General features: G+C 73.1%; 31 protein-coding genes and 1 pseudogene. 14 read left to right on the top strand and 18 right to left on the bottom strand.

What is annotated here, in order from left to right:
* Positions 1 to 45: 45 nt before the first annotated feature.
* Positions 46 to 231, bottom strand: a complete 186-nt coding sequence (locus tag BLW86_RS37210) for a ferredoxin (protein WP_093879077.1) — start codon at positions 229 to 231, stop codon at positions 46 to 48.
* A 38-nt stretch (positions 232 to 269) separates the two neighbouring features.
* Complete coding sequence (locus BLW86_RS37215) at positions 270 to 1,460, bottom strand: cytochrome P450 (RefSeq protein WP_093878103.1); 1,191 nt, start codon at positions 1,458 to 1,460, stop codon at positions 270 to 272.
* 258 nt (positions 1,461 to 1,718) lie between these two features.
* On the opposite strand from BLW86_RS37215, the gene BLW86_RS37220 reads away from it, so the two are divergent.
* On the top strand, positions 1,719 to 2,759 hold the full coding sequence (locus tag BLW86_RS37220; RefSeq protein WP_093878104.1) for a hypothetical protein: 1,041 nt from the start codon (positions 1,719 to 1,721) through the stop codon (positions 2,757 to 2,759).
* Between the two features lie 67 nt (positions 2,760 to 2,826).
* Here the strand turns inward: BLW86_RS37220 and BLW86_RS43605 are convergent.
* A pseudogene (locus BLW86_RS43605) lies at positions 2,827 to 3,105 on the bottom strand (ATP-binding protein); the annotation flags it as partial.
* A gap of 14 nt (positions 3,106 to 3,119) precedes the next feature.
* Here BLW86_RS43605 and BLW86_RS37230 point away from each other — a divergent pair.
* Together BLW86_RS37230 and BLW86_RS37235 are read left to right on the top strand one after the other, a co-directional pair.
* On the top strand, positions 3,120 to 3,308 hold the full coding sequence (locus BLW86_RS37230; RefSeq protein ID WP_256341573.1) for a hypothetical protein: 189 nt from the start codon (positions 3,120 to 3,122) through the stop codon (positions 3,306 to 3,308).
* A 23-nt stretch (positions 3,309 to 3,331) separates the two neighbouring features.
* A complete protein-coding gene (locus tag BLW86_RS37235) occupies positions 3,332 to 3,769 on the top strand; it encodes a glutaredoxin domain-containing protein (RefSeq protein ID WP_093878105.1) in 438 nt (145 codons plus the stop codon).
* A 219-nt stretch (positions 3,770 to 3,988) separates the two neighbouring features.
* Here the strand turns inward: BLW86_RS37235 and sigJ are convergent, their stop codons facing one another.
* Positions 3,989 to 4,942, bottom strand: coding sequence for an RNA polymerase sigma factor SigJ (gene sigJ / locus BLW86_RS37240; RefSeq protein WP_093878106.1), 954 nt, complete (start codon positions 4,940 to 4,942; stop codon positions 3,989 to 3,991).
* Between the two features lie 157 nt (positions 4,943 to 5,099).
* On the opposite strand from sigJ, the gene BLW86_RS37245 reads away from it, so the two are divergent.
* Positions 5,100 to 5,516 (top strand): hypothetical protein, encoded by a 417-nt coding sequence (locus BLW86_RS37245; RefSeq protein ID WP_093878107.1) that lies wholly within the window; start codon positions 5,100 to 5,102, stop codon positions 5,514 to 5,516.
* Here the strand turns inward: BLW86_RS37245 and BLW86_RS37250 are convergent, their stop codons facing one another.
* Complete coding sequence (locus BLW86_RS37250) at positions 5,517 to 6,545, bottom strand: ArsR/SmtB family transcription factor (protein WP_093878108.1); 1,029 nt, start codon at positions 6,543 to 6,545, stop codon at positions 5,517 to 5,519.
* A gap of 127 nt (positions 6,546 to 6,672) precedes the next feature.
* Between BLW86_RS37250 and BLW86_RS37255 the strand changes: the two genes are divergently transcribed.
* A complete protein-coding gene (locus BLW86_RS37255) occupies positions 6,673 to 7,635 on the top strand; it encodes an NHL repeat-containing protein (RefSeq protein WP_093878109.1) in 963 nt (320 codons plus the stop codon).
* Positions 7,636 to 7,939: 304 nt separating this feature from the next.
* On the opposite strand, the gene BLW86_RS37265 is transcribed toward BLW86_RS37255, so the two are convergent.
* The 3 genes from BLW86_RS37265 to BLW86_RS37275 form a co-directional block, all read right to left on the bottom strand.
* Entirely contained in the window at positions 7,940 to 8,425 is a 486-nt protein-coding gene (locus tag BLW86_RS37265) for an SRPBCC family protein (protein WP_093878111.1), read from the bottom strand.
* A 176-nt stretch (positions 8,426 to 8,601) separates the two neighbouring features.
* Entirely contained in the window at positions 8,602 to 8,988 is a 387-nt protein-coding gene (locus BLW86_RS37270; protein ID WP_093878112.1) for a VOC family protein, read from the bottom strand.
* Positions 8,989 to 9,164: 176 nt separating this feature from the next.
* Positions 9,165 to 9,788, bottom strand: coding sequence for a histidine phosphatase family protein (locus BLW86_RS37275; RefSeq protein WP_093878113.1), 624 nt, complete (start codon positions 9,786 to 9,788; stop codon positions 9,165 to 9,167).
* 144 nt (positions 9,789 to 9,932) lie between these two features.
* On the opposite strand from BLW86_RS37275, the gene BLW86_RS37280 reads away from it, so the two are divergent.
* Positions 9,933 to 10,466, top strand: coding sequence for a GNAT family N-acetyltransferase (locus tag BLW86_RS37280; protein ID WP_093878114.1), 534 nt, complete (start codon positions 9,933 to 9,935; stop codon positions 10,464 to 10,466).
* Positions 10,467 to 10,490: 24 nt separating this feature from the next.
* Here BLW86_RS37280 and BLW86_RS37285 read toward each other — a convergent pair whose 3' ends face one another.
* Positions 10,491 to 11,684, bottom strand: a complete 1,194-nt coding sequence (locus BLW86_RS37285) for an MFS transporter (RefSeq protein ID WP_093878115.1) — start codon at positions 11,682 to 11,684, stop codon at positions 10,491 to 10,493.
* A 118-nt stretch (positions 11,685 to 11,802) separates the two neighbouring features.
* Here BLW86_RS37285 and BLW86_RS37290 point away from each other — a divergent pair, with 118 nt between their 5' ends.
* Positions 11,803 to 12,531, top strand: a complete 729-nt coding sequence (locus tag BLW86_RS37290) for a hypothetical protein (RefSeq protein ID WP_093878116.1) — start codon at positions 11,803 to 11,805, stop codon at positions 12,529 to 12,531.
* 103 nt (positions 12,532 to 12,634) lie between these two features.
* Positions 12,635 to 13,543 (top strand): hypothetical protein, encoded by a 909-nt coding sequence (locus BLW86_RS37295; RefSeq protein WP_218138032.1) that lies wholly within the window; start codon positions 12,635 to 12,637, stop codon positions 13,541 to 13,543.
* A gap of 7 nt (positions 13,544 to 13,550) precedes the next feature.
* On the opposite strand, the gene BLW86_RS37300 is transcribed toward BLW86_RS37295, so the two are convergent.
* Positions 13,551 to 14,459, bottom strand: coding sequence for a LysR family transcriptional regulator (locus BLW86_RS37300; protein ID WP_093878117.1), 909 nt, complete (start codon positions 14,457 to 14,459; stop codon positions 13,551 to 13,553).
* Positions 14,460 to 14,531: 72 nt separating this feature from the next.
* On the opposite strand from BLW86_RS37300, the gene BLW86_RS37305 reads away from it, so the two are divergent.
* A complete protein-coding gene (locus tag BLW86_RS37305) occupies positions 14,532 to 14,921 on the top strand; it encodes a RidA family protein (RefSeq protein ID WP_093878118.1) in 390 nt (129 codons plus the stop codon).
* Positions 14,922 to 14,943: 22 nt separating this feature from the next.
* Here the strand turns inward: BLW86_RS37305 and BLW86_RS37310 are convergent, their stop codons facing one another.
* On the bottom strand, positions 14,944 to 15,288 hold the full coding sequence (locus BLW86_RS37310) for an ArsR/SmtB family transcription factor (RefSeq protein WP_093878119.1): 345 nt from the start codon (positions 15,286 to 15,288) through the stop codon (positions 14,944 to 14,946).
* A 133-nt stretch (positions 15,289 to 15,421) separates the two neighbouring features.
* Between BLW86_RS37310 and BLW86_RS37315 the strand changes: the two genes are divergently transcribed.
* Positions 15,422 to 16,399 (top strand): quinone oxidoreductase family protein, encoded by a 978-nt coding sequence (locus BLW86_RS37315; RefSeq protein WP_093878120.1) that lies wholly within the window; start codon positions 15,422 to 15,424, stop codon positions 16,397 to 16,399.
* A 58-nt stretch (positions 16,400 to 16,457) separates the two neighbouring features.
* Here BLW86_RS37315 and BLW86_RS42295 read toward each other — a convergent pair whose 3' ends face one another.
* The 4 genes from BLW86_RS42295 to BLW86_RS37335 all read right to left on the bottom strand — a co-directional run bounded on the left by BLW86_RS42295 (position 16,458) and on the right by BLW86_RS37335 (position 19,928).
* Entirely contained in the window at positions 16,458 to 17,054 is a 597-nt protein-coding gene (locus BLW86_RS42295) for a hypothetical protein (protein ID WP_093878121.1), read from the bottom strand.
* A 78-nt stretch (positions 17,055 to 17,132) separates the two neighbouring features.
* Positions 17,133 to 17,708, bottom strand: a complete 576-nt coding sequence (locus tag BLW86_RS37325; RefSeq protein WP_256341574.1) for a GNAT family N-acetyltransferase — start codon at positions 17,706 to 17,708, stop codon at positions 17,133 to 17,135.
* Between the two features lie 75 nt (positions 17,709 to 17,783).
* Entirely contained in the window at positions 17,784 to 18,272 is a 489-nt protein-coding gene (locus BLW86_RS37330; RefSeq protein WP_093878123.1) for a hypothetical protein, read from the bottom strand.
* A gap of 162 nt (positions 18,273 to 18,434) precedes the next feature.
* Complete coding sequence (locus BLW86_RS37335) at positions 18,435 to 19,928, bottom strand: IMP dehydrogenase (protein WP_093878124.1); 1,494 nt, start codon at positions 19,926 to 19,928, stop codon at positions 18,435 to 18,437.
* Between the two features lie 403 nt (positions 19,929 to 20,331).
* Between BLW86_RS37335 and BLW86_RS37340 the strand changes: the two genes are divergently transcribed.
* Entirely contained in the window at positions 20,332 to 20,715 is a 384-nt protein-coding gene (locus BLW86_RS37340; protein WP_093878125.1) for a VOC family protein, read from the top strand.
* Between the two features lie 54 nt (positions 20,716 to 20,769).
* Here the strand turns inward: BLW86_RS37340 and BLW86_RS37345 are convergent, their stop codons facing one another.
* Both BLW86_RS37345 and BLW86_RS37350 read right to left on the bottom strand, forming a co-directional pair.
* A complete protein-coding gene (locus tag BLW86_RS37345; RefSeq protein ID WP_093878126.1) occupies positions 20,770 to 21,708 on the bottom strand; it encodes a DUF2382 domain-containing protein in 939 nt (312 codons plus the stop codon).
* A 155-nt stretch (positions 21,709 to 21,863) separates the two neighbouring features.
* On the bottom strand, positions 21,864 to 22,976 hold the full coding sequence (locus tag BLW86_RS37350) for an ABC transporter substrate-binding protein (protein ID WP_093878127.1): 1,113 nt from the start codon (positions 22,974 to 22,976) through the stop codon (positions 21,864 to 21,866).
* A 596-nt stretch (positions 22,977 to 23,572) separates the two neighbouring features.
* Between BLW86_RS37350 and BLW86_RS37355 the strand changes: the two genes are divergently transcribed.
* The 3 genes from BLW86_RS37355 (at position 23,573) to BLW86_RS37360 (ending at position 25,096) form a co-directional block, all read left to right on the top strand.
* A complete protein-coding gene (locus tag BLW86_RS37355; protein WP_093878128.1) occupies positions 23,573 to 24,100 on the top strand; it encodes a hypothetical protein in 528 nt (175 codons plus the stop codon).
* Between the two features lie 332 nt (positions 24,101 to 24,432).
* Positions 24,433 to 24,600: a hypothetical protein gene (locus BLW86_RS42300; RefSeq protein WP_177181865.1), complete on the top strand. Its 168-nt coding sequence runs from the start codon at positions 24,433 to 24,435 to the stop codon at positions 24,598 to 24,600.
* A gap of 43 nt (positions 24,601 to 24,643) precedes the next feature.
* Positions 24,644 to 25,096: a DUF5709 domain-containing protein gene (locus BLW86_RS37360; protein ID WP_093878129.1), complete on the top strand. Its 453-nt coding sequence runs from the start codon at positions 24,644 to 24,646 to the stop codon at positions 25,094 to 25,096.
* 65 nt (positions 25,097 to 25,161) lie between these two features.
* Here the strand turns inward: BLW86_RS37360 and BLW86_RS37365 are convergent, their stop codons facing one another.
* Positions 25,162 to 26,313 carry a PucR family transcriptional regulator gene (locus BLW86_RS37365; protein WP_371129686.1) on the bottom strand — a complete coding sequence of 384 codons (1,152 nt, stop codon included), beginning with the start codon at positions 26,311 to 26,313 and terminating at the stop codon, positions 25,162 to 25,164.
* Positions 26,314 to 26,384 lie beyond the last annotated feature (71 nt).

Genomic DNA, 26,384 nt, shown 5'->3' on the forward strand with positions numbered 1-26,384 from the left:
GCCGCCGCCCTCGTCATGAGGCGCCAGGCCTCCCGACTCGGCGTGTCAACGGAGGGTGATCGCCTGCACGGGGCAGGCGCGTGCCGCCTCGCGGACCAGTGTTCCGGTGCCGTCCTCCCGGCCCGGGACGACCGTCCCGAATCCGTCGTCGTCCTGGGTGAAGACGTCCGGGGAGGTCAGGGCGCACTGCCCCGCGCCGATGCAGACGTCCGCGTCGATCGACACGCGCATGGGCACCGCTTCCTTCGTCATGTTCCGCACCGCTCCTTTCACCATGTGACGGGGAGTTCGAGCATCCCCTGGATCGTGTCGCCCGGCTTGAACGGGATCTCCTCGGCCGGGACGGCCAGTCGGAGCCCCGGCAGCCGGCGCAGGAGCGTCCCGAGCGCGATCTCCAGTTCCGCGCGGGCGAGGTTCTGCCCGAGGCACTGGTGGATGCCGAAACCGAACGCCACGTGATGGCGGGCGGACCGGGCCCAGTCGAGGGTGTCCGGGTCGCTGTACGCGGAGGCGTCCCTGTTGATGACCGAGGTGGAGAAGACCACGCCCTCGCCCGCCCGGATCACCGTCCCGGCGACATCGATGTCCTCCCGCGCGACCCGCAGCAGTCCGTCGGCGATCGACAGGAACCGCAACAGCTCCTCGACGGCGGCCGGTACGAGCCCGGGGTCCGCCCGCAGCTCCGCCAGCCGCTCCGGGTGGCGCAGCAGGGTGTACGTGCCCAGGGAGATCATGTTCGCCGTGGTCTCGTGCCCGGCCACCAGCAGGATCGTGGCGAGCTGCACCAGTTCCTCGCGTTCGGGACCGCCGTTTTCGGACCCGCGTGCCACCAGGTCGTCGAGGACGCCGTCGCCGGGCTTCCGGCGCTTTCGGTCGATCAGGTCGCCGAGGTAGCCCTCCAGTTGGGCCAGCGCGTCCTCGGTGTCCGCCGCCGTCGGGCCGCGCAGCAGCCTCCGCGACTGCTCCTCGAAGAAGTCGTGGTCCGCGTACGGCACGCCGAGCAGGTCGCAGATGACGATCGACGGCACGGGCAGGGCGAACGCGCTCACCAGCTCCGCCGGCGGCCCCTGCGCCTCCACCGCGTCGAGGAGCCGGTCCACGGTCTCCTGGATGCGGGGCCGCAGGGTCTCGGCGCGCTTGAGGGTGAAGCTGGGGATCAACAGCCGCCGCTGGGCATTGTGCTCGGGGTCGTCCCAGCCGAGCAGCGCCGCGCGCCGGCGCCTGCGCACGGCCGTGGCGCGTTCCGTCGGCAGCGGGAAGTCGTCACGGGTCGAGTCGGTGGACAGCCGCTGGTCCGCGAGGAGCGAGCGGGCGGCCGCGTGTCCGGTGACGAGCCACACCCGCCTTCCGTCCCACAGGGTGACCCGCGTCAGCGGGCGCTCCTCCTCGGTCCGGGGATAGGCGGTGGGCGGGTGGTAGGGGCAGGTCCGGTCCTGGGGGAACGCCACGGCTTTCGTCACGGGGGCCTCGCTGGGGGCGCATCGACGGCAGGGACTGTGGTGCCGTCTCCACTACATGCCTCAGGCACCTATCTGGTCTACGCACAGTTCGGCCATTCCACCGGAACGGGCGCGGCCCATACGGCGGGCGTTCTCATGAGGGGTTTCAGCCCGGGGCGTTGCGGTCCGAGGCGTTTCCCTCGGTTCCGGTGCGCCTCCACCGAGGCCGTTCCCGCGCACCCGCGGGCGGCCTGACGGGTGGCCGTAAACTCACCTGCCGTGGAAGAGATCTTCAGGCTCGGCGAGATCAGCTGCCCCTCGGGGGTCCTGGTCGTCGTCGACGGCGGCCATCTGGGGCTGTGGAGCGGGGAGCGGTCGCCGGCGGAGACCGACCCCGCCGTGCTGGGCATCGATGATCCGGCGATGGCCGCCGACGTGCGCGACTCGGTCGACTTCGCCGTCGTGGGCCCCGACGCCTCCGCAGCGGCCCGCGGCTTCGACCGGCAGCCGGGTGCCATGCTGTACGACATCCCGGCCTCCCGGGCGGCGGAGCTGGAGGCCGTGTTCGCCGAGCACTGCCGGACCGCGGGGCTCGACGCCCGCCTGGAGGCGGTGCCCGGGCGTGAACCACATGCACAGCGGGCGCGGCGCACGGCCGCCGGAGGCGGTGGCGGCTTCCTGGTGTTCGGACTGCCCGTCGTCGCGGTGGGAGGAGTGCCCCGCGATCGTCGTCTGCCGGTGCGGGCTTCGCGCGTCGACTTCGGCGACGGCATCGGCCCTCGCTGGTCCGAGATGAGCGTACGGATGAGCGACGCCCGACCGGCGTCCACCGTGCGGTTGGGGGACATCGCTGTCGACTGGGCCCGCGTCCTCTTCGGAGATGCCGAGGCCCTGAACGACTGGCAGCACGACGAGCCCGTGGACGGCCTGGCCGATGTCGCCTTCTGGGGGGCGGCCGCAGAGGAGGCCGCCGCCGTGTTCGGAGCGCCGGAACTGGGCGAGCCCGGCGAGGACGGTGTCCGGGGATGGACCGGACTGACCGTCCCGGAGGCGATCGAGAAGGCCCGCGCCGTGCAGAGCTGGAAGGAGGAGAAGGGGCTGCGCATGATGGTGGACTTCCGGCCCCACTCCCACCACTGGCAGGCCATGCGCCAGGTCCGTGCCTCCGACGTGGAGACCGGGACCGTGGACGTCGGCGACGCCCGACTGCTCTGCGCCATGACGAGCTGGGGCGACGGCTGGTTTCCGGTCTCGGCCGACCTGGATGCCACGGGCGCCCTGGTCGCGGTACGGGTGAGCTTCTCCGGAGCGAGCGAGTAGTTGCCGCGTCCGACGGGCGTCGTGACGTCGGGCCGCCCCCGGTCAGGGGGCGGAGGGGTGACGGCCGTCAGGCCGGTGGCGACAGAGGGATGACGGCCGTCAGGACCGTTCCCTCGCCCGGTGTCGATTCGATCATGAGCTCGCCGCCGAGCTGCCGGACACGCGCGCGCATGGCGGGCAGACCGTGGCCGCGTACACTCCCGGGTCTTTCGACGAGGTCGAAGCCGCGGCCGTCGTCGGCGATGTCCAGGACCACCTGGTCGTCCAGATGACTGGGGGTCAGCGCCGCCGTGCCGGCGTCGGCGTGCTCGCGGACGTTGGCGAGCGCGCCCTGGGCGCTCCGCAGTCGACGACGGCACGATGACGGTCACCCGTGACGCCCCGCCGCGCGCCTACGACTGCCGGCTCACCGTGGCACCGACCGCGTTCCTGCTGGTCTCCTTCCGACGCCTGCCGGTCTGGAAGGCGATCGCCCGCGGCCGGATGCGGGCCGACGGCCGCCGGCCCTGGCTCGCCCCCCGACTGGGCCGGCTCGTCGCCACACCCTGAGCTCGTCGGTAACCTGCGTCATCATGACGCGTGTTTGGATGTTGCCGGTGTTGTTCCTGCTCTGCGGTTCGCTCGTCGCGGCGGGGTCGATCTCCGACGGGAAACCCGTGAAGGCCGCGGTGTTTCTGCTGTTGTTCGTGTTGTTCGCCGCCGCTCACTCGCCTCTGGTCTTCCCGAGGACGACAGAAGCGTCGGAGGCGCAGCGTCGCAGTGCGGCCGACGGCCGGCCGATCGTCTACTGGCGGCCCGGCTGCAGGTACTGCCTGCGCCTGCGGCTCCGACTGGGCCGTCGTGCCCGCCAGTTGTACTGGGTCGACATATGGCGGGACCCGGCCGGCGCGGCGGTGGTGCGGGCGGCGAACGACGGCAACGAGACCGTGCCGACAGTCGTCGTCGCGGGCCGGCCGTTCGTCAACCCCGATCCCGCATGGGTGCGGGAGCAGCTGTCCCCCTCCGCGTGAGGGGATCCGCTCATTGACCGCCGCGGTCGGCCTCCTCGGGCGATGACGTCGTGGAGGTACTGCACGGCGGGCTCCTCGGTGTGCGGACGGCGTTCGACGCGCTTCTCCATCGGCCTCGGAACACCGGCGGTACAGCTCGACGGTGGCGAGAAGCGACCGACCGGCCTCCTGCCGGAGCGAAGCGGGGGAACGTAGCAGGTCGGTGACTCGGCGAGCGGGTCAGTTCACCGCGCCGTCCCTCCACGCCCGGAGCTTCTCCGGGTTCCGGACCGCCCAGATGCGGCTGATGCGGCCGCCGGCGAGGTCGAACGCCGCCACGGTCACGGTGACGCCCGAGTCCTGGGCGACCAGGCCCGGCCTGCCGTTGACCGTGCGCTCGAGGAGCTCGAGGCCCGGGGCCTTGTCGGCGAAGTGGACGACGTACTGGGCGATGAACGCGCTGCCCTCGACGGGGCGCAGCGCGGCGCCGACCAGGCCGCCGCCGTCGGCCGTCATCGTGGCGTCGGGAGCGAGGAGGCCGACGAGGGCCTTGATGTCCTTGGCCTCCCAGGCCTCCTTGAAGTCCCGCACCAGCGCGGCCTGTCCGGGCGGCGGACCGGCCGGCCTCCCCTCGGCGCGGACCCGGCGACGGGCCGAGGACGCCAACTGCCTGCAGGCGGCGGGCGACCGGCCGACGATCTCGGCGACCTCGGCGAAGGGGTACGTGAAGACGTCGTGCAGGATGAACGCCACGCGCTCGGCCGGCGTCATCGCCTCCAGTACGACGAGGAACGCCATGTTCACCGACTCGTCCAGGGTGACCCGGTCGGCGGGGTCGGCCGGCCCCGACCGCCCGTCGTCCGCCCGCCCGCCGGCCCACTCCGTGCGGTCGGGCAGCGGCTCCGGTATCCACGCCCCGACGTAACGCTCGCGGCGGGCCCGCGCCGAGCCGAGCACGTCCAGACAGACACGGCCGGCCACCGTCGTCAGCCAGGCTTCCGGCGACTCGACGGCCTCCCGCTGCCGCGGTGACATCGCGTACCAGCGGGCGTACGTCTCCTGGACGGCGTCCTCGGCCTCGGCCAGCGAACCGAGCAGCCGGTAGCCGAGGTTGATCAGTCGGTGCCGCTCGCCGACGACCACGCCGAGGTCCGGCTCGGCCCCGTCGCGCACCGGCTCGTCGGAGGTGCTCATGATCGCGGCCGCTCCCTGCTTCCTCGGTCCTTCTCGGTGTGACGTGGATCTCGTTCCTTCGACGCCCCCGGCGCCTCACATTTCCCAGGCCTGCGTCGTCGGACTGTTCGAGAGACTACCGAGCCACCGCCGCGAGGCAGAAGAAGAGGACCGAGTCATGGCCACCACCGCGCAGACCACGGCAGTACGGGACAGCAGCCGCACGTTCCTGCAGGTCTCGATCGCCCTCCAGACCCTGACCATCTTCTTCCAGGCCACCACCGCCGGACTGCTTCTGACGTCGTCCCAGGGCGAGGTGCTGCACGGCGTCGGAGCGCGCGTGATGTACGGAGCCACGATGCTGTACGTGCTGGCGGCGGTCCTCGCCTGGAAGCCGGGCGGCGGCTCGCCCCGCCCCATCCTGTACTCGACAGGCTTCCTGGTCCTCGCCTCGGTGCAGGTGGTGCTGGGCATCGCGCACCAGCCGTCCCTCCACGTCCCCCTGGGCGTCCTGATGTTCGGCCTGAGCGTGCTGGACCTGGGCCGGATCCTCTCCGGCCGGCGGCAGGAGAGGTCCCACACGCGGGAGTCGTAGTCACGGCCGGCTCCCGGCCAGCAGCGAGTGGCCCAGGGGTGTGAGGCTGTGCAGCACCGCCGTCCCGGTGCGGACGGTGTCGATCAGGCCCGCACCCCGCAGGACCCCCGCGTGCTGGCTGGCCGCGGCGAGTGAGACGGACGCGCGTTCGGCGAGGGCCGTCGTGGTGGCGGGGGAGCGCAGGAGGGCGAGGACCTGGGCCCGGGTGCGGCCGAGCAGCGCCGCGAGGGCCTCCGGCCGGTCGTCGCCGCCGGCGGGAACCCCGCCGGTGCCGTCGTACATGGGGTAGACGAGGACCGTCGCCGCCTCGGGGCGGTACATCACCAGGGGGCCCGTCGCGAACCACGAGGGGACGAGCAGCAGTCCGCGCCCGCACAGCGGGACGTCGTACGTCGCCGCCGAGGGCAGGTGCAGGGTCGGCTCCTGCCAGCGCCAGGTCGTGCCGAGCGTGGTCAGCAGGGCGTCGACACCGCCGCGGAGCAGCATCTCCGAGCGCAGCGCGCGGTCGGTGAGGACGTCGCGGCGGATCCGTGGCCAGAGCGGCTCCACGGACGTCTCGAAGTGGCGACGGGTGTCGTCGAGCAGCACGCGGACCGCGGCCGGGGACCCCTCGGCCAGCTCGCGGGCCCATCGGCCGGGCCGCGCCAGACCACCGTTCCAGCCGGAGACCTCCGGGATCCCGAGATCCAGCGCCAGCCGCTCCGGGGGCGTCGACGCCGCGGCTTCCAGACCGCCGGCGAAGTCGTGTGCCGCCGGTTGCAGCAGGAAGTCCGGTAGGAAACCGTCCTCGGCGACCAACTCGGCGAGCACACCGGCCCGGACGCCCGCTCCTCCCCGCGGGGAGCGGTGCCACTGCCGGGCGGCGGGCCGGGGACGGTGCGGCCGTCCGGCACCCGGGCCGCGGCCCTCGCGCACACGCCCCGGCGACAGGCTCAGACGCACGCTCAGGGCGGCTTCCGACAGCGCGTCGGCCGCCGGGGCGAGAGTGATCCGGCACAGATCGGCGGCGGTGAAGTGAAGTCGGATCATGCCGACCGATTATCCGCCCGGCGGACCCTTTCACCCAGGGATGAAAGGCAGTGCGTTCCGCCCGAGGACGCGGCACGCTCCCGTTGTCCCCCTCACTCCTCGCCGACACCCGCCGGAGGTCGCGCCGATGCGCCGTATCCCCGCCCGAACAGCCTGTCTGACCGCCGTGGTCCTGCTCACGGCCCTCGCCGGCGCACCCGGCCCCGCCACGGCGCGGGACCTGCCCGACACGTACGTCGTCTCCCGGGAGCCCGGCGTGCTGCCCGAAGGGATCGCCGTCACCCCGGACGGCACCCTGTACGTCTCCTCGGACGGCCGCGGCACCCTGTACCGGGGCCGGGTCGGCGAGCCGGACCTGACGCCGTTCCCCGCGCGCGGTCTGGAGGACCGCCCCAGCACCCTGGGCGTGCACACCGACCGGCGCGGCCGCGTCCTGTCCGTGGGCGGGGCGAGCCTGACCGTCCACGACCGTCACGGACGGCTCCTCGCCACCCGTACGGCACGCGGCGGACCGCTCGGCGCGCCCCGCCTCAACGACCTGGTCGTGACGCGGGACGCGGTGTACGTGACCGACTGGGCCAATCCCGTCGTCCACCGGGCGGAGATCAGGGGCTCCACCCTCGGCCCCCTCGAACCCTGGCTCGACATCCGGTCCGCGTTCCCCGGGTTCCCCGCGCAGTACTGGCTGCTGAACGGCATCGTGGCCGACGACTCCGGTACGACCCTCCTGGTGGCGTCGAACGGCACCGAGGCGGTCTGGCGGGTCGACACCGCGACCGAGGAGGTCAGCCGGCTCGACCTCGGCGACCAGTCCTTCGGCGCCGACGGCATGGTGCTGCACGGCCGGACGCTGTACGCCGTCCTCAACTACGGTGCTCCGCACGGCGTCTACATCGCCCGGCTCGACGAGGAGCTGCGGACGGGCACGGTGACCCACCGCCTCACGGACGGACCCTTCGACCTGCCGACCACCCTGGCGAGGCGCGGCTGCCGCCTCTACGTGGTCAACAGCCAGCTCGACGAGCCGCCGGGCCGGCCCCCGTACACCGTGAGCGCGATCGACGACCCGACGTGCGGCGACACCCCGTGACCCCCGCGGGCAGGCCCGGCCCCGCCGCCGGCCGCGCACGCGGGTGAGGCACGCGCGGCGAGCCGGCCGCCACGGGGGTGTGGCCGGCCGCCGCGTGCAGCCGCCCGGGGCCGGAGCTCAGCGCTCCGGCGCGTTCACGCGGATCAGCGTCTGCCGCCCGCTCGCGACGAGCTTCCGCGCACCGAGAGGGGCCGTCAACCCCTGCCGGTCGAAACTCCCCCGGACGCGCTTGCACACCTCGGGGCTCGCCTGTTCCTGCCGCGTCAGGCCTTCCGTGCGCTCCGCCCTCCTTCGCCGGACCACCTCAGGCTCCGGCCGTCGCGGTCCTCGCGATGCGTTCGAGCGTGGTGCGCATCCCGGCCCGGTTGAGGGCGACCCGGCGGGCGGGGTTCGTCCCGGCGAAGACCGTTCCGAGCAGGTCGGCGGCCCTGGCCCGGTACCCGTCGGTCCGCAGGTCCTGCCAGGACTCGGTGACCCGCGTCCCGGGCCCCTCCGGGTCGAACCGGTAGCCCCAGCGGGCGATCGGGAGCCCGAAGACGCTGATGTCGAAGACGAATTCGCTGTCCGGGCGCATCCGGGTCACCCGCCCGAGGGTCGGCCAGAGGAACGGCCCGCGCCGGTTGAACCCGATGAACCGGGAGCCGGTGCGCGCCGGAGGGCGCAGCACCCACACGGACCGGCACTCGGGGCTCCACCGCCCCATGTTCCGCAGGTCCGACACCAAGCGGTAGACGACCGCCGGCGGCGCGTCGACGACCGTGCTCTCCTCAAGGCTCCACTGCCGGTCCATGGCCCGCTCCCCTCGTACCCCGTGGGACTGCCCCCACCTGCTACTCGCCGGTACGTTAGCGGGCGCGGGAGCCTTCTGTCCCCGGGTCCCCGCGCTGTGACCCACCGGACACGCCCCAGCCGCTCGGGCGCCGGAGCGTTCGCCCGGCTGGGACGTGCGGGGCCGGTGAGCCCGACTCAGTCCTCGACGTCCTGCGGGTACCAGCGCAGTTCGACCGTGTTGCCGTCGGGGTCCTTCACGTAGACCGACTGGGCGGAGCCGCGCGCGCCCCAGCGCGGGACCGGGCCCTCCAGGACGTCGAACGTGCCGGAGTCGATGACCTCCTGCCAGTCCAGCGGGTCGACGACCAGACAGATGTGGTCGACGTTGGACTCGCCGCGCGGACGGGAGAAGAGGTCGATGACGCTGTTCTCGTCTATGCGCACGGACGGGAACGACACCTTGCCTGCCCGCCACTCCTCGACGCGCTCGGGCGCCAGGCCCAGGGCGCCGGTGTAGAACTCGAGGGCCTTGTCGACGTCGGTCACGTTGAGCACCAGGTGGTCGAAGGCTTTGACTCGCATGATGGGCTCAGAACCTTTCTGGGGTTTGCTTCTCGTCTTGATGATCATGGTGACTGCGGAGGCCCTGAGCAAGGGCCCCGGGCGACCACGATCCGGACCGGCCGGCTCCGGACCGTACGGCTTCGGGCCGGGTCTCCAGGGCTGCCCCTACCCACCGGACGGAGCCCGTCACCGCGTCAGACGTGGAGCTCGGGAGGGAAGCCGGTCCAGCGCAGCTCCTCGGGGAGGTGCCCCGTGTCGTTGAAGCAGAGGACGGCGGGCGCCCGGCCGGGGGCGTAGCGGATGACGGTCAGCGCGGCGTTGGCCTGGTTGATGCCCATCCAGCGGCCCTTCGGGGCGTCGAGGGCCTCCCGTACGAGCCAGGCGATGAGGAAGTTGTGCGTGACGACGAGTTCGTGGCGCGGCTGGTCGCCTTCGACGGGGCCGGTGAACCGTGCGACGGCCTCCGCGGCCAGCCCGGGCCCCTGCTCACGCTCCTCCGCCGGGAACCGGGCCAGGAACCCGAGCATGGCGTCGGCCGACTCCGCCGGAAGCTCCTCGCGCCGCGGGATGTACGGGATGTAGTCGCCGGCGGGCGGGGACATCCGCAGGGGAACCCCGTCGAGCCGGTCGCCGATCAGCCGAGCCGTCTGCTCCGCCCGGGCCAGCGGGCCGTGGTGGATCGCCGTGAGCGGGGTCTTCCGGAGCCGCTCTCCGAGCAGGACGGCCTGGCGGCGGCCGTCGTCCGTCAACGCGCTCTCGTCCGCGGTCGCCTCACCGTGTCGCGCCAGGTACAGATAGCGGGCGGCTGTCTTCGTCATGCTCGTTCTCTCCGACCAGGTTCATGATCTTGTGGACGGGGGAAGGGACGTGCTTCGACGCCGTGCGGTTCCGCCGTCGGGGAGCCGCCGCACGCCGTCCGGCCCTCACCGGACGGGGGCGCGCCGGTGGGGGATCATGACGGGATGACGGATCGCCACTCTCCCGCGCCCACGACCGTGGTGCGGCTCGCGGACTACACGAAGGCCGAACAGATCGAGATACTCGGCGACAGCCCCGATCCCTTCGGCGTCGCGGACGCCGGGCTGACCTGGCTGCCCAAGGAGGACCACTTCGGCATCCGACGGAACGGCCGTCTCGTCGCCCACGCCGGTCTGCTGCGGCTTCCCCTGTCGATCGGCGGCGTCGACACCCGGGTGGTGGGCCTCGGCGGGGTGGCCGTCGCCCCTGACCTGCGGGGCCACGGGCTGGCGCGGGCGGTCGTGTCGGCGGCCGTGGACCACGCGCGGACGCTGGGCCCCCCGTACGGGCTCCTCTTCTGCCGACCCCCGCTCGTCCCGCTCTACGAGCGACTCGGCTGGCGAGCCCTTGAGCGGGACGTCCACGTCGAGCAGCCCGAGGGAGTCGTGATCATGCCGCTGCGGACCATGTGGACACCTCTGCACGACGGCGTGACCTGGCCTCCGGGAGAGGTCCGCCTGCTCTCGCTCCCCATGTGAGGACGGCCCGGCAGGCCGGAGGTCTCACCGTTCTCCCGTCCGCACCGGCCGTCGCAGCAGGTACACCGCGGCCGACGTGACCAGCACCAGCATGCAGCCGGTGAACACCAGGCCCGCCTCCTCCAGGCCCAGGGGCTCGGTCAGGAGGCCGACTCCGATGACCGGGATCGAGATTCCCGTGTAGGCGACCAGGAACAGGGTCGAGATCACCGCCGCACGCCGCTCCACCGGGGCGGCCGCGGCGACGGCGGACAGCGCCGCGCGGAAGGAGAGCCCCTGGCCGACTCCGCCGACGACGGCGGCGAGGACCACGAGCACCAGCAGTTCCGCGGAGAGCGCCCCGGCCAGGAAGGCCAGTCCGACGAAGAGCACGGCGCAGCCCAGCGGCAGGGACCGGGACACTCCGAAGCGGCCGACGGCGAGTTGTCCGGCGGTGGAGGCGAAGAAGGCCAGCGCGACGACCAGTCCGCTCACCGCGTGGTTGTCCACGTGCAGGAAACGGCCGAGGAAAGCCGGGCTGACCGAGGTGAACACCCCGAACAGGGCGAACCCCGCGAAGGAGGCGATGGCCGCCGGCACGAACACCGGGCGCACCTGCGCGGGCAGGGCGGGCCACTGTGGCCGTACGGCGGCCGGCGGCCGAGGATCCCGTACGGTCTCCGGCAGCCGCAGGAGAACGACCACCGACACGGCGACCAGGGCGAGGTGCACGGCGAACGGGAGCAGCAGCGGCTCCGGCGCGTACTCCGCGAGCAGCCCGGCGAGCAGGGGCCCGCAGCCCAGTCCGCCCATGTTCGCGGCCGTCGCCACGAACGTCGCCCGGGACTGGCCGCCGGGCGGGGCGAGGTCCATGACGTACGCGGTCGCGGCCCCGGTGAACAGGCCGGCCGACAGGCCCGACAGCAGCCGGCCCGCGTACAGCCAGCCCAGCCCGTCGGCGAGCAGGAAGCAGACGGCGCTCGCCGCCGCGAACCCGAGCCCCCAGAGCAGCGTCGGCCGTCTGCCGACGGTGTCCGAGGCGTTGCCCGCGAGCAGCAGCACGCCGATGACGCCGAAGGCGTACACCGCGTACACGACGGTCACCGTCAGCTCGGAGAAACCGAACTTCTCCTGATAGAGGGGGTAGAGCGGCGTCGGCAGCGTGGTGCCGGTCATCCCCACGACGAACACGGCCCCGGCGAGCAGACACCGGAGCCACCCTTGACGATCACCAACCATGCCGCCGACCGTAACCCCGCCGTCCGTCCCCGTCCGGCGACGCGACGCTCGCGACCGGGCCGACGACCGTGGTGGCCCAAGGGGGCCGGCGGGGAGATCCGAGGGGCAGACTGTGCGCATGGACGGATGGACACACGTGGGCAGTGAACCCGGTCCCGCACTGTACGGACGCCTGCGCGTCGAGAACGAGGACCTCGGGCCGGCGCGCTGGCTCACCGAGCGCCGCCCCGGGCACGGCGATTTCGGCACGGTCGCCGGCGTCGCCGCACCCGGCTTCCCGGCGTACGCCCGGGTGCTCCACCCCGCGGAGCTCGACGAGCGCCCGGTCCGCTGGGACACCGTGGCCGCCGCGTACGGACGGAAGGTCGAGCCGCTGACGAACTGGCACGAGGTGATCGGCGCGGAGCCGTTCCACCAGAACGGCGGGGACCACGGCCTGCCCGGAGTGTGGGACGAGGGTCCCGGCGAAGGCCCCACGCCCGTCGGAGTGGCGCATGCCCTGATCCCCGTCCTCGCGCGCCACACCGGCACGCCGGAGCACTGCTGGTACGGCCTGTGGCACGGGTACGGCCGCTGGGACTGGGACGGGATTCCCACGTTCCCGACTCCGGAAAGGGACGAGATCCTGCTGTCCGGAACGCTGGCCGACGCCGTGTCCCCCGAACTCCTGGAGGCGTTCGCCGAACTGCCCGACCTGTGGTGGCCGCAGGACCGCGCCTGGTGCGTGGGCGGCGACGTCGACCTGGTCAGCACGTACGTCTGCGGCTCCGAGGAACTGATCGCGGATCTGCTCGCCGCGCCCGGCCTGGAGGCCCACCGGGTCGAGGCGTCGGACAGAGTCGGCTGAGGGCGGTCCGCTCCCGGAGCGCCCGGGGGTGGGGCTGTCCACACCCCCGGGACTCCGGCCTGCCCCAGTGACCGGGCGGCGCCGATGCGCGACGCTGGGCGGTATGACAGCAGCATCGCACCGGACGGGCCGCGCGGCTCCGTCGCGATCGGCGACCCTCCACGGCCGGGCACTCGCGGCGCTCGGCACCGCCGCGGCGGCCCTGGTGGCAGCCTTCGTCGTCGTGCCGGGCCCGCTCGCGGCGAGCGGGCCGGGAGAGGGCTTCGGCCGGGAGGGCGAACTCGCCGAGGCCCTTCGCACGGCGTTCGTCGCGTACTGGAGCTCCGGCGAACGGGCCTTCCCGCCGGACCTGGACGGCCTCGTCGGGTACTGGTTCCGCTACCACGTCACCAAGGCCGTGATCGCCGCGCTGCTGCTGATCGTGCTGGTCGGGATCGGCGCGCTTGTCCGGAAGGCGTTCCTGAGGGCCGACGGCCTCGGAGCGGGGAAGGGGCTCGCGCTCGCGTCGGCCGGCGTGCTCGCCACGCTGCTCGCGCTGCTCTCGCTCGCGGCGGTGATGGCCAACGTCCAGGGCGCGGTGGCGCCTTTCGCCTCCCTCCTTCCGATGCTGCCCACCGGCGCGACCGGCGCGACCGGCGCGACCGGCGCGACCGACGGCGAACTCGGTGCCGCACTCGCCCAGGTCAGAGAGCGCCTGGCCGTCGCCCCGGGCGCGGGTGACCACGCCCCGGGCGCACTCGACGTGATGATCGGTGACTTCGCCCTCTACCACGAGGCGATGGCCGTGATCGCCGCCACCGTGGCGGTCGTCCTCGTCGTGATGAGCGTGCTGTCGTGGAAGCGCTTCAGGGGGACGGAGCCGGCCGAGCGGCGAGCGAGGCGCACGCTCGGATCGTTCGGCGCCCTCGCGGCACTTTCCGCGCTGTTCGTCATCGTCGTCGCGGTGGCGAACACGACCACGGCGGCCGCCCCGCGCCCGGCGCTCCTGGCCTTCTTCGAAGGCGGATGGTGACGCCTGCTCAAGGGCCGTTCTCCGCTCCGGGACCGAGGACCTCGAGGAGGCGTGAGACCAGGGGGTTCCGGTCGTCCCCGCGCCAGGCGACGGCGACCCGGGTGCGCGGGGCGCCCGGTTGGATCCCGCGGTAGGCGACGCCCTTGAGGCGGATGCGGCGGACGCTCTCCGGGGCCAGCGACACACCGAGGCCGGTCTCCACCAGGGCGCAGACGGTCTGCCATTCCACGGCGTGCTGGACCACCCGGGGCGCGAAGCCCGCCGTGGCGCAGAGATCGGCGATCCGGTCGTACAGCGGCGGGCCGACGGCGCGAGGCAGGAGGACGAAGGGGCTGTCCGCCAACTGATCGACCCGCACGGTCCGTTGCCGCGCGAGCGGATGCGCGGACGGCAGGACCGCCACGAACGGCTCGGTCAGCACGGTGGCGAAGTCGAGTTCGGGGTCGTCGGCGGGGGGCTCGCGCAGCAGCCCGACGTCGATGGTCCTCTCGCGCAGGGCGGCCAGCTGCGGGGTGGTGGTCATCTCCTGGATGTCCAGGCGCACGGCGGGGAACCGTGTGCGGAAGGTCCTCAGCAGGCCGGGCAGGACGGTCAGGGCGAGGGAGGCGGCGAAGCCGATCCGCAGGCTGCCGGACCTGCCGCTGCCGGCTTCCCGCGCCGCGGCCAGGCCGTCCGCGAGGCCGGTGAGGGCGTGCCGGGCCGCGGGGAGGAGTTCCCGCCCGGCGGGAGTGAGGGCGATCCGCCCGGGTCCACGGCTGAACAGGGCGTGCCCGACCTTGTCCTCCAGCCGGCGGATCTGCTGGCTCAGGGGTGGCTGGGCGATGCCGAGGCGCGCGGCGGCGTGCCCGAAGTGGAGTTCCTCGGCGAGCACGACGAAGGCGTACAGCTGCGCGAGAGGAATTTCGGGACGATCCATACGCCTAGAGATATCACTCCACACCCGATCGCGTATTGGACGTATCGGCGCAGGTCGCCTAGCGTCCGGCGCATGACAGAACGACGTTCCCTCCTCAGCGGATCCACCTTCGAAGAGCAGATCGGCTACGCCCGCGCCGTCGTCGACGGCGACTGGGTGCACGTCTCCGGGACGACCGGATTCGACTACGCCACGATGACCGTCTCCGAGGACGTGGTGGAGCAGGCCGAGCAGTGCCTCCGCAACATCGAGGCCGCGCTGTCGGAGGCGGGGTGCACCTTCGCCGACGTGGTCCGCGTGCGCTATCTGCTGCCCGACCGCACGGACTTCGAGCTCTGCCGGCCGGTGCTGCGGCGCACCTTCGGCGAGGTCCGGCCGGCCGCCACGATGCTCGTGTGCGGGCTCTCGGACCCCCGGATGAAGATCGAGATCGAGGTGTACGCGCGGCGGGCCACCGCGTGACGAGGTGGGGTGTCCTCGTCCTTCAGCCCAAGTCGTCTTCACGCAGGGTGAGTTCGAGGAGGCCGGGGAAGCGGGCGTCGAATTCCTCGCGGCGGAGGCGGTTGAGCCGCTTCGGTCCCTGATCGCGCTGCTCGACGAGACCGGCGCCGCGCAGGACGGTGAAGTGGTGGCTCTTGGCGGCCCTGCCGACGGGCACGTCGAAGTTGCTGCAGCTGAGCGTCCAGTCGGGCCGGGAGGCCAGCTCGCGGATCAGCTGGATGCGGACGGGGTCGGCGAGCGCGGAGAGCGCGGTGAGGAGGGCGACGTCGTCGGGGTGCGTGTGCACGGGCGCCGGGCGGTGGCCCGTGCCTCCAGGCTGCTCCGGCATCCCGCTCACTCCCTTGTCGCGGCCCGATCCGCTTGCCCAATGTTCGATGACCATCATACAGTCCGAGTGTTCGCTTCTCGTTGAACACTCCGTTCGGGCCCCCGTCCGAGCACTCCTGAAGGGTGGTTCCTCCATGCGCGCGATCGAGTTCCACGAGTACGGCGGTCCCGACGTCCTGCGACTCGTCGAGGCCACGGCACCCCGGCCGGGACCGGGACAGGTGGCCATCGACGTCGCCTGGGCGGGAGTGAACTTCGCCGACGTCAAGGCCCGCGCGGAGGGATACCGGGTCGACGAACTGCCCTACCGGCCCGGCCTGGAGGTCTCCGGTCGCGTCCGGGCCGTCGGCGAGGGGGTCGACGGCATCGAGGTGGGCCGGGAAGTCGCCGCCCTCGTCGGCGGGGGAGGCTACGCCGAGGTGGCCCTCGCCCGGGCCGACGCCGTCTTCCCGCTCCCCGAGGGGCTGGACCCGAGGACCGCGGCGACGCTCCCCACGGTCCTGCCGACCGCGCACGCCCTGATCCACGAGGTGGGGAGGCTGCGTGCGGGCGAGAGCGTGCTCGTGCACGGAGCGGCGGGCGGCGTCGGCACGGCCGTCGGCCAACTGGCCCGGGCCGCGGGCGCGGGGGCCGTGTACGGCGTGGCCTCCACCGAGGCGAAGGCCGCGTACGCCCTGAAGTACGGCTACGACGAGGTCTTCCGCCCCGACACCTTCGCCGAGGACGTCCGGCGGGCCACCGGCGGCAGGGGAGTCGACCTCGTCCTCGACCCGGTCGGCGGAGAGACGCTCCGCCGGGGCCTGGGCGCCCTGGCAGCCTTCGGACGCCTGGTCTCCTTCGGCAACGCCGGCGGCGGCGCCCCGTGGCAGGTCGGCCAGCCCGAACTGTACGGCCAGGGGCACTCCGTCGCGGGCTTCTCCGTGCTGACGCTCGCCCAGACGGCCCCCGCCGCCGCACGCGCCCTGACCGAGCGCGCCCTGCGCGCGGTCTCCGAGGGGACGGTCACCCTTCCCGTCACCGCCGAATTCCCCCTCGTCGACGCGGCCGAGGCCCATCGGCTCCTGGGGGGACGCGGCTCCACGGGCAAGCTTCTGCTGCGGGTGAAGGACTGACCGGATTCGCCCGCCGGAGCGGGACCCCGGCCCCACCGCGCGGGGCGGGCCGCCGCTCCTACCAGTCCGTCGGATAGCCCTGGTGCCGTACGCACCCTCCGTCGGCGGTGAGGGTCGGTTCGCCGTCGTACCGGTCGGGGCGCAGGGACAGTTCGACGCCGCGGTCGTCCGTCGCCCGGACCCCCGGCAGGCCGGCTCCCGGTTCGCCCGTTGCCGGGGCGGGGAGGACCTCCACCGTCAGACCCCGCGCGGACCACTCCTTCCGGAGGGTGTCGACCGCCGCCGTGTACGCGGTGTCGCTCGCGAAGCCGGGTGTCCAGTCGACGGTCGGCCGGTCTCGGGTGACGCCGTCCGAGTCCATGCCCAGGTCGTCCTTGCAGGAGGCGTTGGCCATCTCCTTCCGCTTGATCACGGAGTCCGGGTCGATGCCCAGGCGCCGCACCGCGTCCTCGCCCGCCTCCCGGGTGTACCGCAGGTGCTCGCGGTACGCCGTCTCCGACAGAACCGCACCGCCCGCCAGCGACGCGCAGCCCTGGGCGAGCGCCGCGAGGAGGAGCACCGACACCGCCCCGCCCGCGACCAGTGCCACGACACGGCCCCGACGGCGCGGAGCGGGGGCGGAGGAGTGCGGGGCGGGAGCGGGCGTCGTCGTCATGGGCACATTCCAGCAGCCGGCCCGGAGGGGGCGGCACCGCTTCCGTACTCAGAGACGAGGTGAGTACGTTTCCCGCGGTCAGCCCTGCCGACGGAAGTCCAGCATGCAGAAGACCTTGTCGTAGCGGCGTTCGCCGACGGCCACGAAGTCGGGCAGGCGGCCGTACTCGGTGAAGCCCAGCGACCGGTAGAGGTGCAGGGCGTCGGCGTTGTCGCCCCGGGCGTCCAGGGTGAGGACCTCGATCCCGGCCTCCCGGGCGTCGGCGATCAGGGCGCCGGTCAGCGCCCGGCCGATGCCGAGGCCCTGGGCGGCGGAGTCCACCGCGATCTTCTCGAGATCGGCGTGCGGCCGATGGGTCGGCCGGGTGTAGCGGAGCCAGTACCCCAACCCGACCAGCCGGTGGTCGGCGTAGGCGAGCCGGAGGGCCGCGTCCCCCGCCCGTACGGCGGACAGGACGTGGTCCAGAAGCTCCGTCACCTCTTCCCGCGACGGCGGCTCGACCCAGCCCAGGGCCGCGCCTCTTTCGACCAGGTCCGACAGGATCCGGTGGGCCGAGTCCGCGAGCCGCTCCCGCAGAGCCGGATCGGACACCGCCTCCACGGCGTCGAGGACGGTGGGCCGGGGGGTCGCGTCACGGGGCATCGCCGGTTTCATGATCGTCAGCCTAGCCATCGTGAGGGCCGGCCCGGGCTCCGGCCGCCATGTCGTCACCGCCGACCGGGCGGGCGATCAGCCTCGCCGCCGAGGCTTTCGGTTCGGCCGGTGCGGGCGCACCAGGGCGTCGAGACCGCCCACGGCCGCACGGACGTGCCCGGGTTCGCGCGGGACGGTCCCGCCCGCACACCACCAGGACAGCCGCCCGTCCGCCTCGCGCAGATGCATGCCAAGGTCGTGCTCCCTGCACAGCGGCCATGCCCGCCAGAGCCGCTCGGTGACCGTCTCCTGCGATGCGTCGGTGACGGCCGACAGGGCGAGAACGGGGTCGTCCGCCGACTCCGGGGCCAGGAAGTTGCCGTGCCACTCCCCGTCGGCCAGGGCCACGTAGACGTTCTCGGTCTCGTCCTCGTGCTCCGAGGGAAGGCCCACCAGGCGCAGAAGTCCTTGGTCCGGCAAGGCCACCGCGAGATCCCGGTTGACGAGGGCGAGGGCCTCGTCCCAGAACGGGTACGCACCGCGCGGGACCTGACGGGGCCTCGGTGGATCGAAGAAAGCGCTCATGGAGACCATCCTCCAGGACCCGCCCCCGCGGCTGACGTCACAGGGGCGGGCTGCTCACGACCTCGGGAGGTCAGTGCCCTCTCGTACGCCCGGCCCCTAGGGAGGCTCCTGACGACGGCGGGTCGGAGGCGATCCCCGGGTGCCGCGGCCCGGGCGATCGGGTCACTCGCCCGAGTCGATGGTCGGCCGGCGCAGCTGCACCTCGGCGCCCGTCTGCTTGAAGGACTCCGCGGACACCGGCACGAGCACCGCGTCGCGGTGGAAGTCCCGCAGGTTCGTCGACCCGCAGCTGATCATCGTCGAGGTGAGCTTCGCCCGGGTCCGCTCCACGTTGTCGTACAGGCTGCCCGCGTAGGGCACGTAGCCGTCGACGCCCTCCTCGAAGACCATCTGGCCGCGCTGGCCGTAGCGGGCCGCGTTCTGCGCGCGCCGCGAGCCCTCGCCCCAGTACTCCTTGTACCACTGGCCGCCGATCTGCAGCTTCCGCGACGGGCTCTCGTCGAGGCGGGCGAAGTAGCGGCCGAGCATGATGAAGTCCGCCCCCATGGCCAGCGCCATCGCCATGTGCGAGTCGTTGAGCAGACCGCCGTCGCAGCACAGCGGCACGTACACCCCGGTCTCCTCGGCGTACGCGTCGCGCGCCTCGACCACGTCGAGCAGTGCGGAGGCCTGGCCGCGGCCGATGCCCTTCTGCGCCCGGGTGGTGCAGATGGCGCCGCCACCGATCCCGACCTTCACGAACGCCGCGCCCGCATCGGCCAGATAGCGGAAGGCCCGCCCGTCGACGACGTTCCCGGCACCGACGAAGACGTCGTCCCCGTACGTCTCCCGGGCGAATTCGACGGTCCTCGCCTGGTAGACGGAGTAGCCGTCGGAGGAGTCCAGACACAGCACGTCCGCACCGGCCTCCACCAGGGCGGGAATACGGTCCTTGAAGTCCCGGGAATTGATGCCGGCGCCGACCCGCAGGCGCTTCTCGCCGTCCACCGTGGCCCGGTGGTACGTCTTGTGGGCCTGGTAGTCCCGCTTGAGGACCAGGGAGACGGCCCGGTCGTCCTCGAGGACCGGCAGCACGTCCAGGTGGTGGTGCCAGATCAGCTCGTTCGCTTCGGACAGGGAGACCGTGGCCGGCGCGGTGACCAGACCGTCACGGCCCCGCATCCGGCTGCCGGCGGTCTCGGAGGCTCCGTGCCGCTCCAGATGGAAGTCGTCGAGACTGATGATCCCGAGGAACTCGCCGTCCGTCTCCCCGTCCCGCGTGACGACGGCGACGCCCTGCTCGGTGTCCGTCAACTGCCGGGCGACCTCGCCGAGCGGCGTCGCGGGCGCCACGGTGACCTCGCTGGTCCGGAAGCCGGCCTTGTGCCGCTTCACCGCCCGCACGTCCGCGGCCTGGTCCTCGATCCGCTGGTTCTGATGGATGAACGACAGCCCGCCCACCTGCGCGAGCGCCACCGCGAGCGTCGGTGACGACACGGCCTGCATGATGGCGCTCACCATGGGGGTGGCGACCCGGATCCCCGGCTCCTCGCCGACCCGGTGACGGACCAGCGGCGCCCCGAGATCCACCTTGTCCGGTGTGCAGTCTTCCGTGGTCAGGCCGGGAATGAGGAGGTACTCGCTCAGCGTACGAGAGATCTCGGGAAGGATTTTCACATCGTCTCCAGCAAGGAGCCTGTGCGCCGGTCCGCTACGGGACGGCGAGGCTCGTACGGGCAGTGCGGATCGATGCCGGCCGGGAGCGCACTGTCGGAAGTGGGCGCTCTGGACATCCTGAGAGCGGGCGCGCCCGGCGGGGCAGTGCGCACGCGTGGCCGAACCGACGGCGAAGGCGCGCCGACCCCAATTCCACGATGCTGCACAGGCGTTGACTTCCATGACGCCATGCGTGATCTTAACGCAGCCCCGCGGCACGCCGTACGCGGCCTCGGGGCTCCGCCCGCCGCCGCGCCTCACCGCCGACCGTCACGGGCGCACGAACACCGCCACGTCATGGCGTCCGCGAGGTCCGGACACAACTCGGTGGCGCTCGGCGGGAAGATCGGGAAGGCTCGTCCCCATGGTCTCGGTATTGCAGAACGTGGCGATCGACTGTGCGGACGCCTATGAGCTGGCCCGCTTCTGGAGCAGGGTGACGGGTCGTCCGCTGCATCCGGAGGACGGACCGGGGTCGCGGGAGACCCAGGTGCTGCTCGTGGAGGGCCCGGTGCTGTACTTCAACCAGGTGCCCGAGGCCAAGACGGTGAAGAACCGGCTCCATCTGTGCCTGCGTCCCGAGGCCTCGCGGGACGAGGAGGTGGAGCGGCTGCTGGGCCTCGGTGCCACCTTCGTCGCCGACCACCGGAATCCCGACGGTTCGGGGTGGGCGGTCCTCGCCGACCCCGAGGGCAACGAATTCTGCGTTCTGCGCGGCGAGTCCGACCGGGCGGCCGGCGGCTCCTGACGCGCCCGCGCCGCGTCCGGCCCGGTGCGGGCCGGACGGGCGAGGGCGTGCGGGTCAGTGACCGCGCCTCCTGTCGGGGTCCTCGGAGATGTCGGTGACGTCGTCGGTCTCGACGTCGATGCGTTCCCTGCGCACCTGACCGGTGACCGTCTCCTCCTCCGTGACCTCGTCCGTGCGGAGTCCGACCCGCTCGACGGGGACGGTCCGGGTCTCGACCACGGGGCGCTCCTCGTGGAGGGTCACCTCGTGCTCGGCCTCGGAGATCTCGGGCCCGGACAGGGCCTGTCCGCGGTTGGCGTCCGTGATGGGCTCGCGTTCCACGCGTACTTCCTCGTGGCGGATCGGCACGGTCTGCTGGACCTCTTCGGTGACGACGTACTTCCGCAGCCGGACGCGGCCGGTCTCGACCCGCTCGGTGCCCACGTGCATCTGTTCCTCGGACCGGGTCATCGCGTCGTCGTCGACCGAAGTGTCCCTACGGGCCGTCCCCGCGTCCCTGTTCCCGAGGCTGTCTCCGTCCCGGTCGCGCAGGCCGGCGGTGCCCGCCGTGCCGGCCGCACCGGCGGTACCCGTCATGCCGGCCGTGCCGGCGGCGCCCGTCGTGCCCGCCGTTCCGGTCGTGTCGTGTGCCCAGCCCGCTTCGCCGGGCTGGTTCGCCCGCTGCCAGGCCTCGTCCCAGTCGATGTCGTAGTACTCGTAGAGGCGCTGTTCCTCGCTCGCGTCGAGATGGCCCCCGCCGTCGACGTCGACGTGCGGAGCGTCCTTCACCCGGTCCTTGGGGTAGGGGACCTCCAAGTGGTCGTCGACCATGGAGGCGTCCTTGATCGGGACGAAGGACTCACTGGTGCCGAACAGTCCGGTCTTGACGGTGACCCATGCGGGGCGGCCGGTGGCGTCGTCGACGAACACGTGCTTGGCGTCGCCGATCTTCTTGCCCTCGGTGTCGTACACGGGGTGATCCAGCACGGTGGGGATCTGTTCGTGGGCGATCATGTTCACCCTCCTGGTGTTGTCGTGGTCATACGGCGAATAGCCAGGAGAAACCGGATGTAACCACGCAAAGTGCCCTTGGTTTGGTTGACTTGTGTCCAGTTGATCGTTGAAATGAAAGAGGCCCGGCGTCCGGTCGACCGGACGCCGGGCCTCTTTCAGCCGGTGTGGAGGACGCGGAAGCGCCCCGGATCCGCCGGGTCCCGGTCGACGACCTGGACGGGCGCCCAAGCCCATTGCCACACGCCGGTTCCCGGCGTACGGGAGAACCGGATCGGGCCGCGCGTGCCCTCGACCGCCACGCGCGGCCACGCCTCGGCGACGGCCGCCCGGTCCGTACCGTGGGAACGGAGCACCGCGGCGAGGACGGTGACGGTGTCCCAGCCCTCGAAGGCGACGAACGACGGTGCCTCGCCCAGCCGCTCGCAGAGCTCCTTCCCGACGCGGTCGCCGAGCGGTCCGAGGTCCTCGGGCAGGTAGCGCAGGAACGGGATTCCGGCGCCGTCCGCGCCGAGCTCCGCGGCCCATCCGGCGAACTCCGGCTGTCCGGCGGGGGCGCCGACCAGCAGGTCCGCGAGTCGCCGGTCGCCGCGGACGGCCCTGACGATCGGCACCGCCGGCTCCGGACTGCCGACCAGCAACAGGAGCGCCGTGGCCCCGTGGTCGGCGAGTGCGTCGCACAGGGCCTCGGGGCCGAGCTCGGTGGCGTCGAGTTCGAGGACGGTGCCGCCCCGGGAGGCGAGGTGATCCCGCAGGGCGCGGGTGCCGGTGGCCCAGTAGACGCTCGGCTGGGTCGCCACCGCGATCCGGCGCCGGCCCGTGGCGAGGAGGAAGTCCGCGTAGCTCCGCCAGCCGCGGGACTGGACGGGGGACAGGCGCGCGACCCACTCCGTCGGCTCCTCGGTCAGGGCGTCGAGCACGGCGGACGAGCAGAGGAACGGCATGCCGAGGGCGTCGGCCCGGGTGGCGGCGGCGCGGGCGACGACGCTGTGGTACTCGCCCACGACGGCGGCCACGCCCAGGTCCGCCAGTTCGGTCACGGCCGCGGCGGCACGCTCCGGATCGGCCGCGGTGTCCCGGACCACCAGCTCCAGCGGTCTGCCGTCGATCCCTCCCGCGTCGTTGACCTCGTGCACGGCCAGGTCGAGTCCCGCGAGGAGGTGCCGGCCCGCCTCGACCCAGCCGGGCCGCGTCAGCGGGACGAGGGCGCCCAGGCGGACGGGCGACCCGTCCACCGACCGGACTCCGGGCGGCGATGGCGGCGTGTTCATCGGGGTGGCGTCTCCCTCGGACGGTGTGGTCGCGGTCCGCCCGGGCCGCGCCTCGGCCGGGGGCGGCGGCCCGCGTTCGTCACGTCTCGCCGCGGCCGGCGCACCCGGGTGATCATGCCGGTCATTGGAACCACGGCTGGCGCCCGCGGGCAACCGGTTATTCGTCCGGTGAACCGCCAGGTGCCGTCGTCCTCGCCGCCGACGCGGACGGCGGCGTCGACGAGGCGGTGAACAGGGTGTGCGCGACGGCCCGTAATGCGCCGTCTCGCCCACGGAGACCCCCGGGCCCGGTGCGCATCCGACGATCGCCTTCGTCTCCGAGCACCGGAAGCAGCGGGTGGCCCTGCGCGGCTACCGAGCCCGGCCGGCCGGCCGGCCGCGTCGCGGACCGGCGACGGCGGGGGCGCCGCCGCCCGGGGACGAGGGCCGCGCAAGGGGTGGGGGCCGCTCATGGGGCCGGGAAGGACGAGGGCCGTGCACGGAAAGGCGCGGGAAAGGGGAACTTCCCCGCCTTCCCGCGCGTTCCGGAGGGCGACCTGATCTTTTGACGTGTGACACGACGGCGGTGTGCCGTCGTCGGGGGAAGCGAGCAAGCCATGGCCATGGTGGGCCTGTTCTGGATCGCCGAGGGCGATGTGTACGTGGGCGCGAAGCCGTCCGGCGCGGCGCCCGGGGTACGCCTGACCCCTGAGGGCGTGGTGACCCTCGGCGACGGACAGGCCGGCCTCCGCCTGTGGGAGGACGTACGCGCCCTGACGGTGGCGGACGTCCCCGTGAAGTCCCTGAAGCGGCAGGTCGGCATGGTCACGGACGTGGCCCTGGACATGGTGATGAACCTGGCCATGACGGTGGGCCCCGGCCGGCTGGGCGAGGCCCCGCCGCTCATGACGCTGCTCCTGGAGACACACGACGGCGAGCACGAGCTGAAGGCCTACGTGGCCGCGGCCGTCGGCTACTCCCCGACCGAGGTCGACCTCTCCCGCGCCCTTCTGAACCGCCTCACGGAGGGCGCCGCGACGATGGCCACGACGCTGGCGGCGATGTCGGAGTGGGGCCGCGCGTGGGAGGGCGGAACGCCTCGTCCGGCGCAGCGGGAGGAGCTGCTGCGGGAGTGGGTCGGTTAGCGACCCCGGTCGCGCGTGCTTCCGGCGGTCACCCGGGCCGTCGGGAACCGCGGCCGTGGCCGCGAACACACCGGGTTGCGTTTGCCCGGGACGCGGGGACCATGGAAGGGAGAACAGGGATTCGACGCCCGCCGAAGGCGCCCCGCACCGGGGACGCGCGGCCCGGGCCCGCACCAGGTAGGCCGGGCCCCGGAGCCGCACGGCCCGCTACGCGGGACGGCAGTCGCCTCCCGGCCGGTCCACGACGGCAGAACGGTCCGGGGCCGCCCCGTCATGACCCGCCGCGCGACCGGAACGGCCGCCATCGACCGCACTCCCCCTCAGGAGGCGCCATGACCGAACCCGACGACCCGCTCGGCTCCTGGACGGGCCGGTTGCTCCGGCTCGGCGTCGGCATTTCACCCGATGACGCCCGGAGATTCGTGCACGACCTGTACGCACAGGCCCAGTCCGACCTCGACGACGAGCGGGCGAAGGCCGACTTCGAACGAGAGGAGTGAACCCAGGCCGAGCCGTCGTCCCGCCGAAGGAACGGAGTTCCCCATGACCGAGGCGGAAGCGTGGGGCGATGACGTCTACCAGCCCGACGGAAGCGAGATCCGGGAGGACGTCGGTCTCCTGGACTACGAGGACACCCTTGAAGGGCCGCTCGGCGACCCGTTCGACGAGGGGTACTCGCCCCCGGAACGGCCCCTCGGGGTCCAGCACACGGGGGTGACCGCGGCCGAACGGCAGCGTGGCGAAACCCTGGACGAGCGCCTGGCGGAGGAGGAGCCCGAGCTCCCTCCCCTGGACGGCGACGGCCTCGGCGACACGACGGACACCGACGGGGAGCTCCTGGACGACCAGGTCGGCGGCCGGCGTGCGGGCCGCCTGATGGCCGAGGACGAGGGCACGGGCCCCGTCAGCTCGGAACTGAACGCCCGGGACCTCGGCCTGGCGGGCGGGGCGGCGTCCGCGGAGGAAGCCGCGATGCACATCGTCGACGAGGAATGACGTCGGCGAGGAGGGGCGTCGGCAAGGAACGACCGCGGCGAGGAGCGGCCTCCACGCGGAACGGTTCAGCTCGCCCCCGGATTGCGGACCGCGAGCAGCGCCGCGCCGATGTCCGCCGCCGCTCGTGGATCGGAGAGGGAACGGCCCGTCAACTCCTCCACGCGCCGCAGGCGGTAGCGCACGGTGTTGGGATGGACGAACAGGCTCCGCGCGGCGTCCCCGGCCGAGCCCGCGGCGGCGAACCAGTGCTCCAGGGTGCGCAGAAGCCGGGACCGCTCCGCGGCCGGAAGGTCGAGCACCGGCCTGAGCACCACCTCCATCAGGTGCGCGGCCTCGGCCGGAGCCGCGGCGACGACCATGGCCAGCGGATTGTCGTCGAAGCGGGCCACGCCGGGCCCGGTGCCCTCGAGACCGGCCAGGGCGAGACGGGCGAAGCGCAGGGCCTGGGGCGTGTCCCGCAGCGACCGGAAGCGCGGGCTGAAGCCCACGCGGGCGCGGGTCCGGCGGAGGATGCGCAGGCACGTCGTCTCCGCCGCCGCCGTGGGCAGGGCGATCAGGGCGAGCTGCTCGTCCGGCAGGAGCCTCCACGCGGAGGGCAGGTTCGCCTGGCGCAGCGCCGTCTCCGCACCGGTGAGCGGTTCCTCGCCGGGAGCGCCGGCCTTCGCGGCGGCGACCGCGTAGGGCCCGTGCTCGGGCAGCTCCAGTTCGCGGGCGGCCTCCCACAGCGTGCGGTCGGTGACGATGCCGGTGAACACCGCCTCCACCAGGGCGGAACGCCGCGCCTGCCCCTGCGACGTGAGTTCCGCGGCCGCCTCCCGGTAGGCCACCGCCACCGCCTCCGCGTACAGCCCGGACAACGCCCAGAACTCGGTCGACTCCGACAGCAGGAGGTCGTCGGAGACCTCGGGGCGGGCGCGGGCCTCGGCGAGGATCTCCGTCCACAGGAGCTGTGAGCCGATCCGGTACGCGTGCAGCGTGTCCGCCAGCGGGACCCCCTGCTCCGCGCGGAGCCGTCCCGTCTCGCGGGCCGAACTCGCGTCAGGAGTGCCGCCGAGGCGGAGGTGGGTGAGGATGAGGTCGGCGTTGGCGGTGCAGGAATCGCGCAGTGAGTCCAGGGAGATCAGGGACTCGTCCTTGTAGGCCTCGACATCCGCGCGGATCCGCAGCGCCATCCGCTCGCCCAGTTCCGGAAGCCCTGCCTGAAGCGTCGCCGCCACGCCCGAAAGGATCATCTCCGCAGCTTAACGCCCTCACATTGTGGTGGGAGACAATCCAGGGCGTCGTGCGT

Origin of the sequence: Streptomyces sp. TLI_105 (assembly GCF_900105415.1) — a bacterium.
GTDB lineage: Bacteria > Actinomycetota > Actinomycetes > Streptomycetales > Streptomycetaceae > Streptomyces.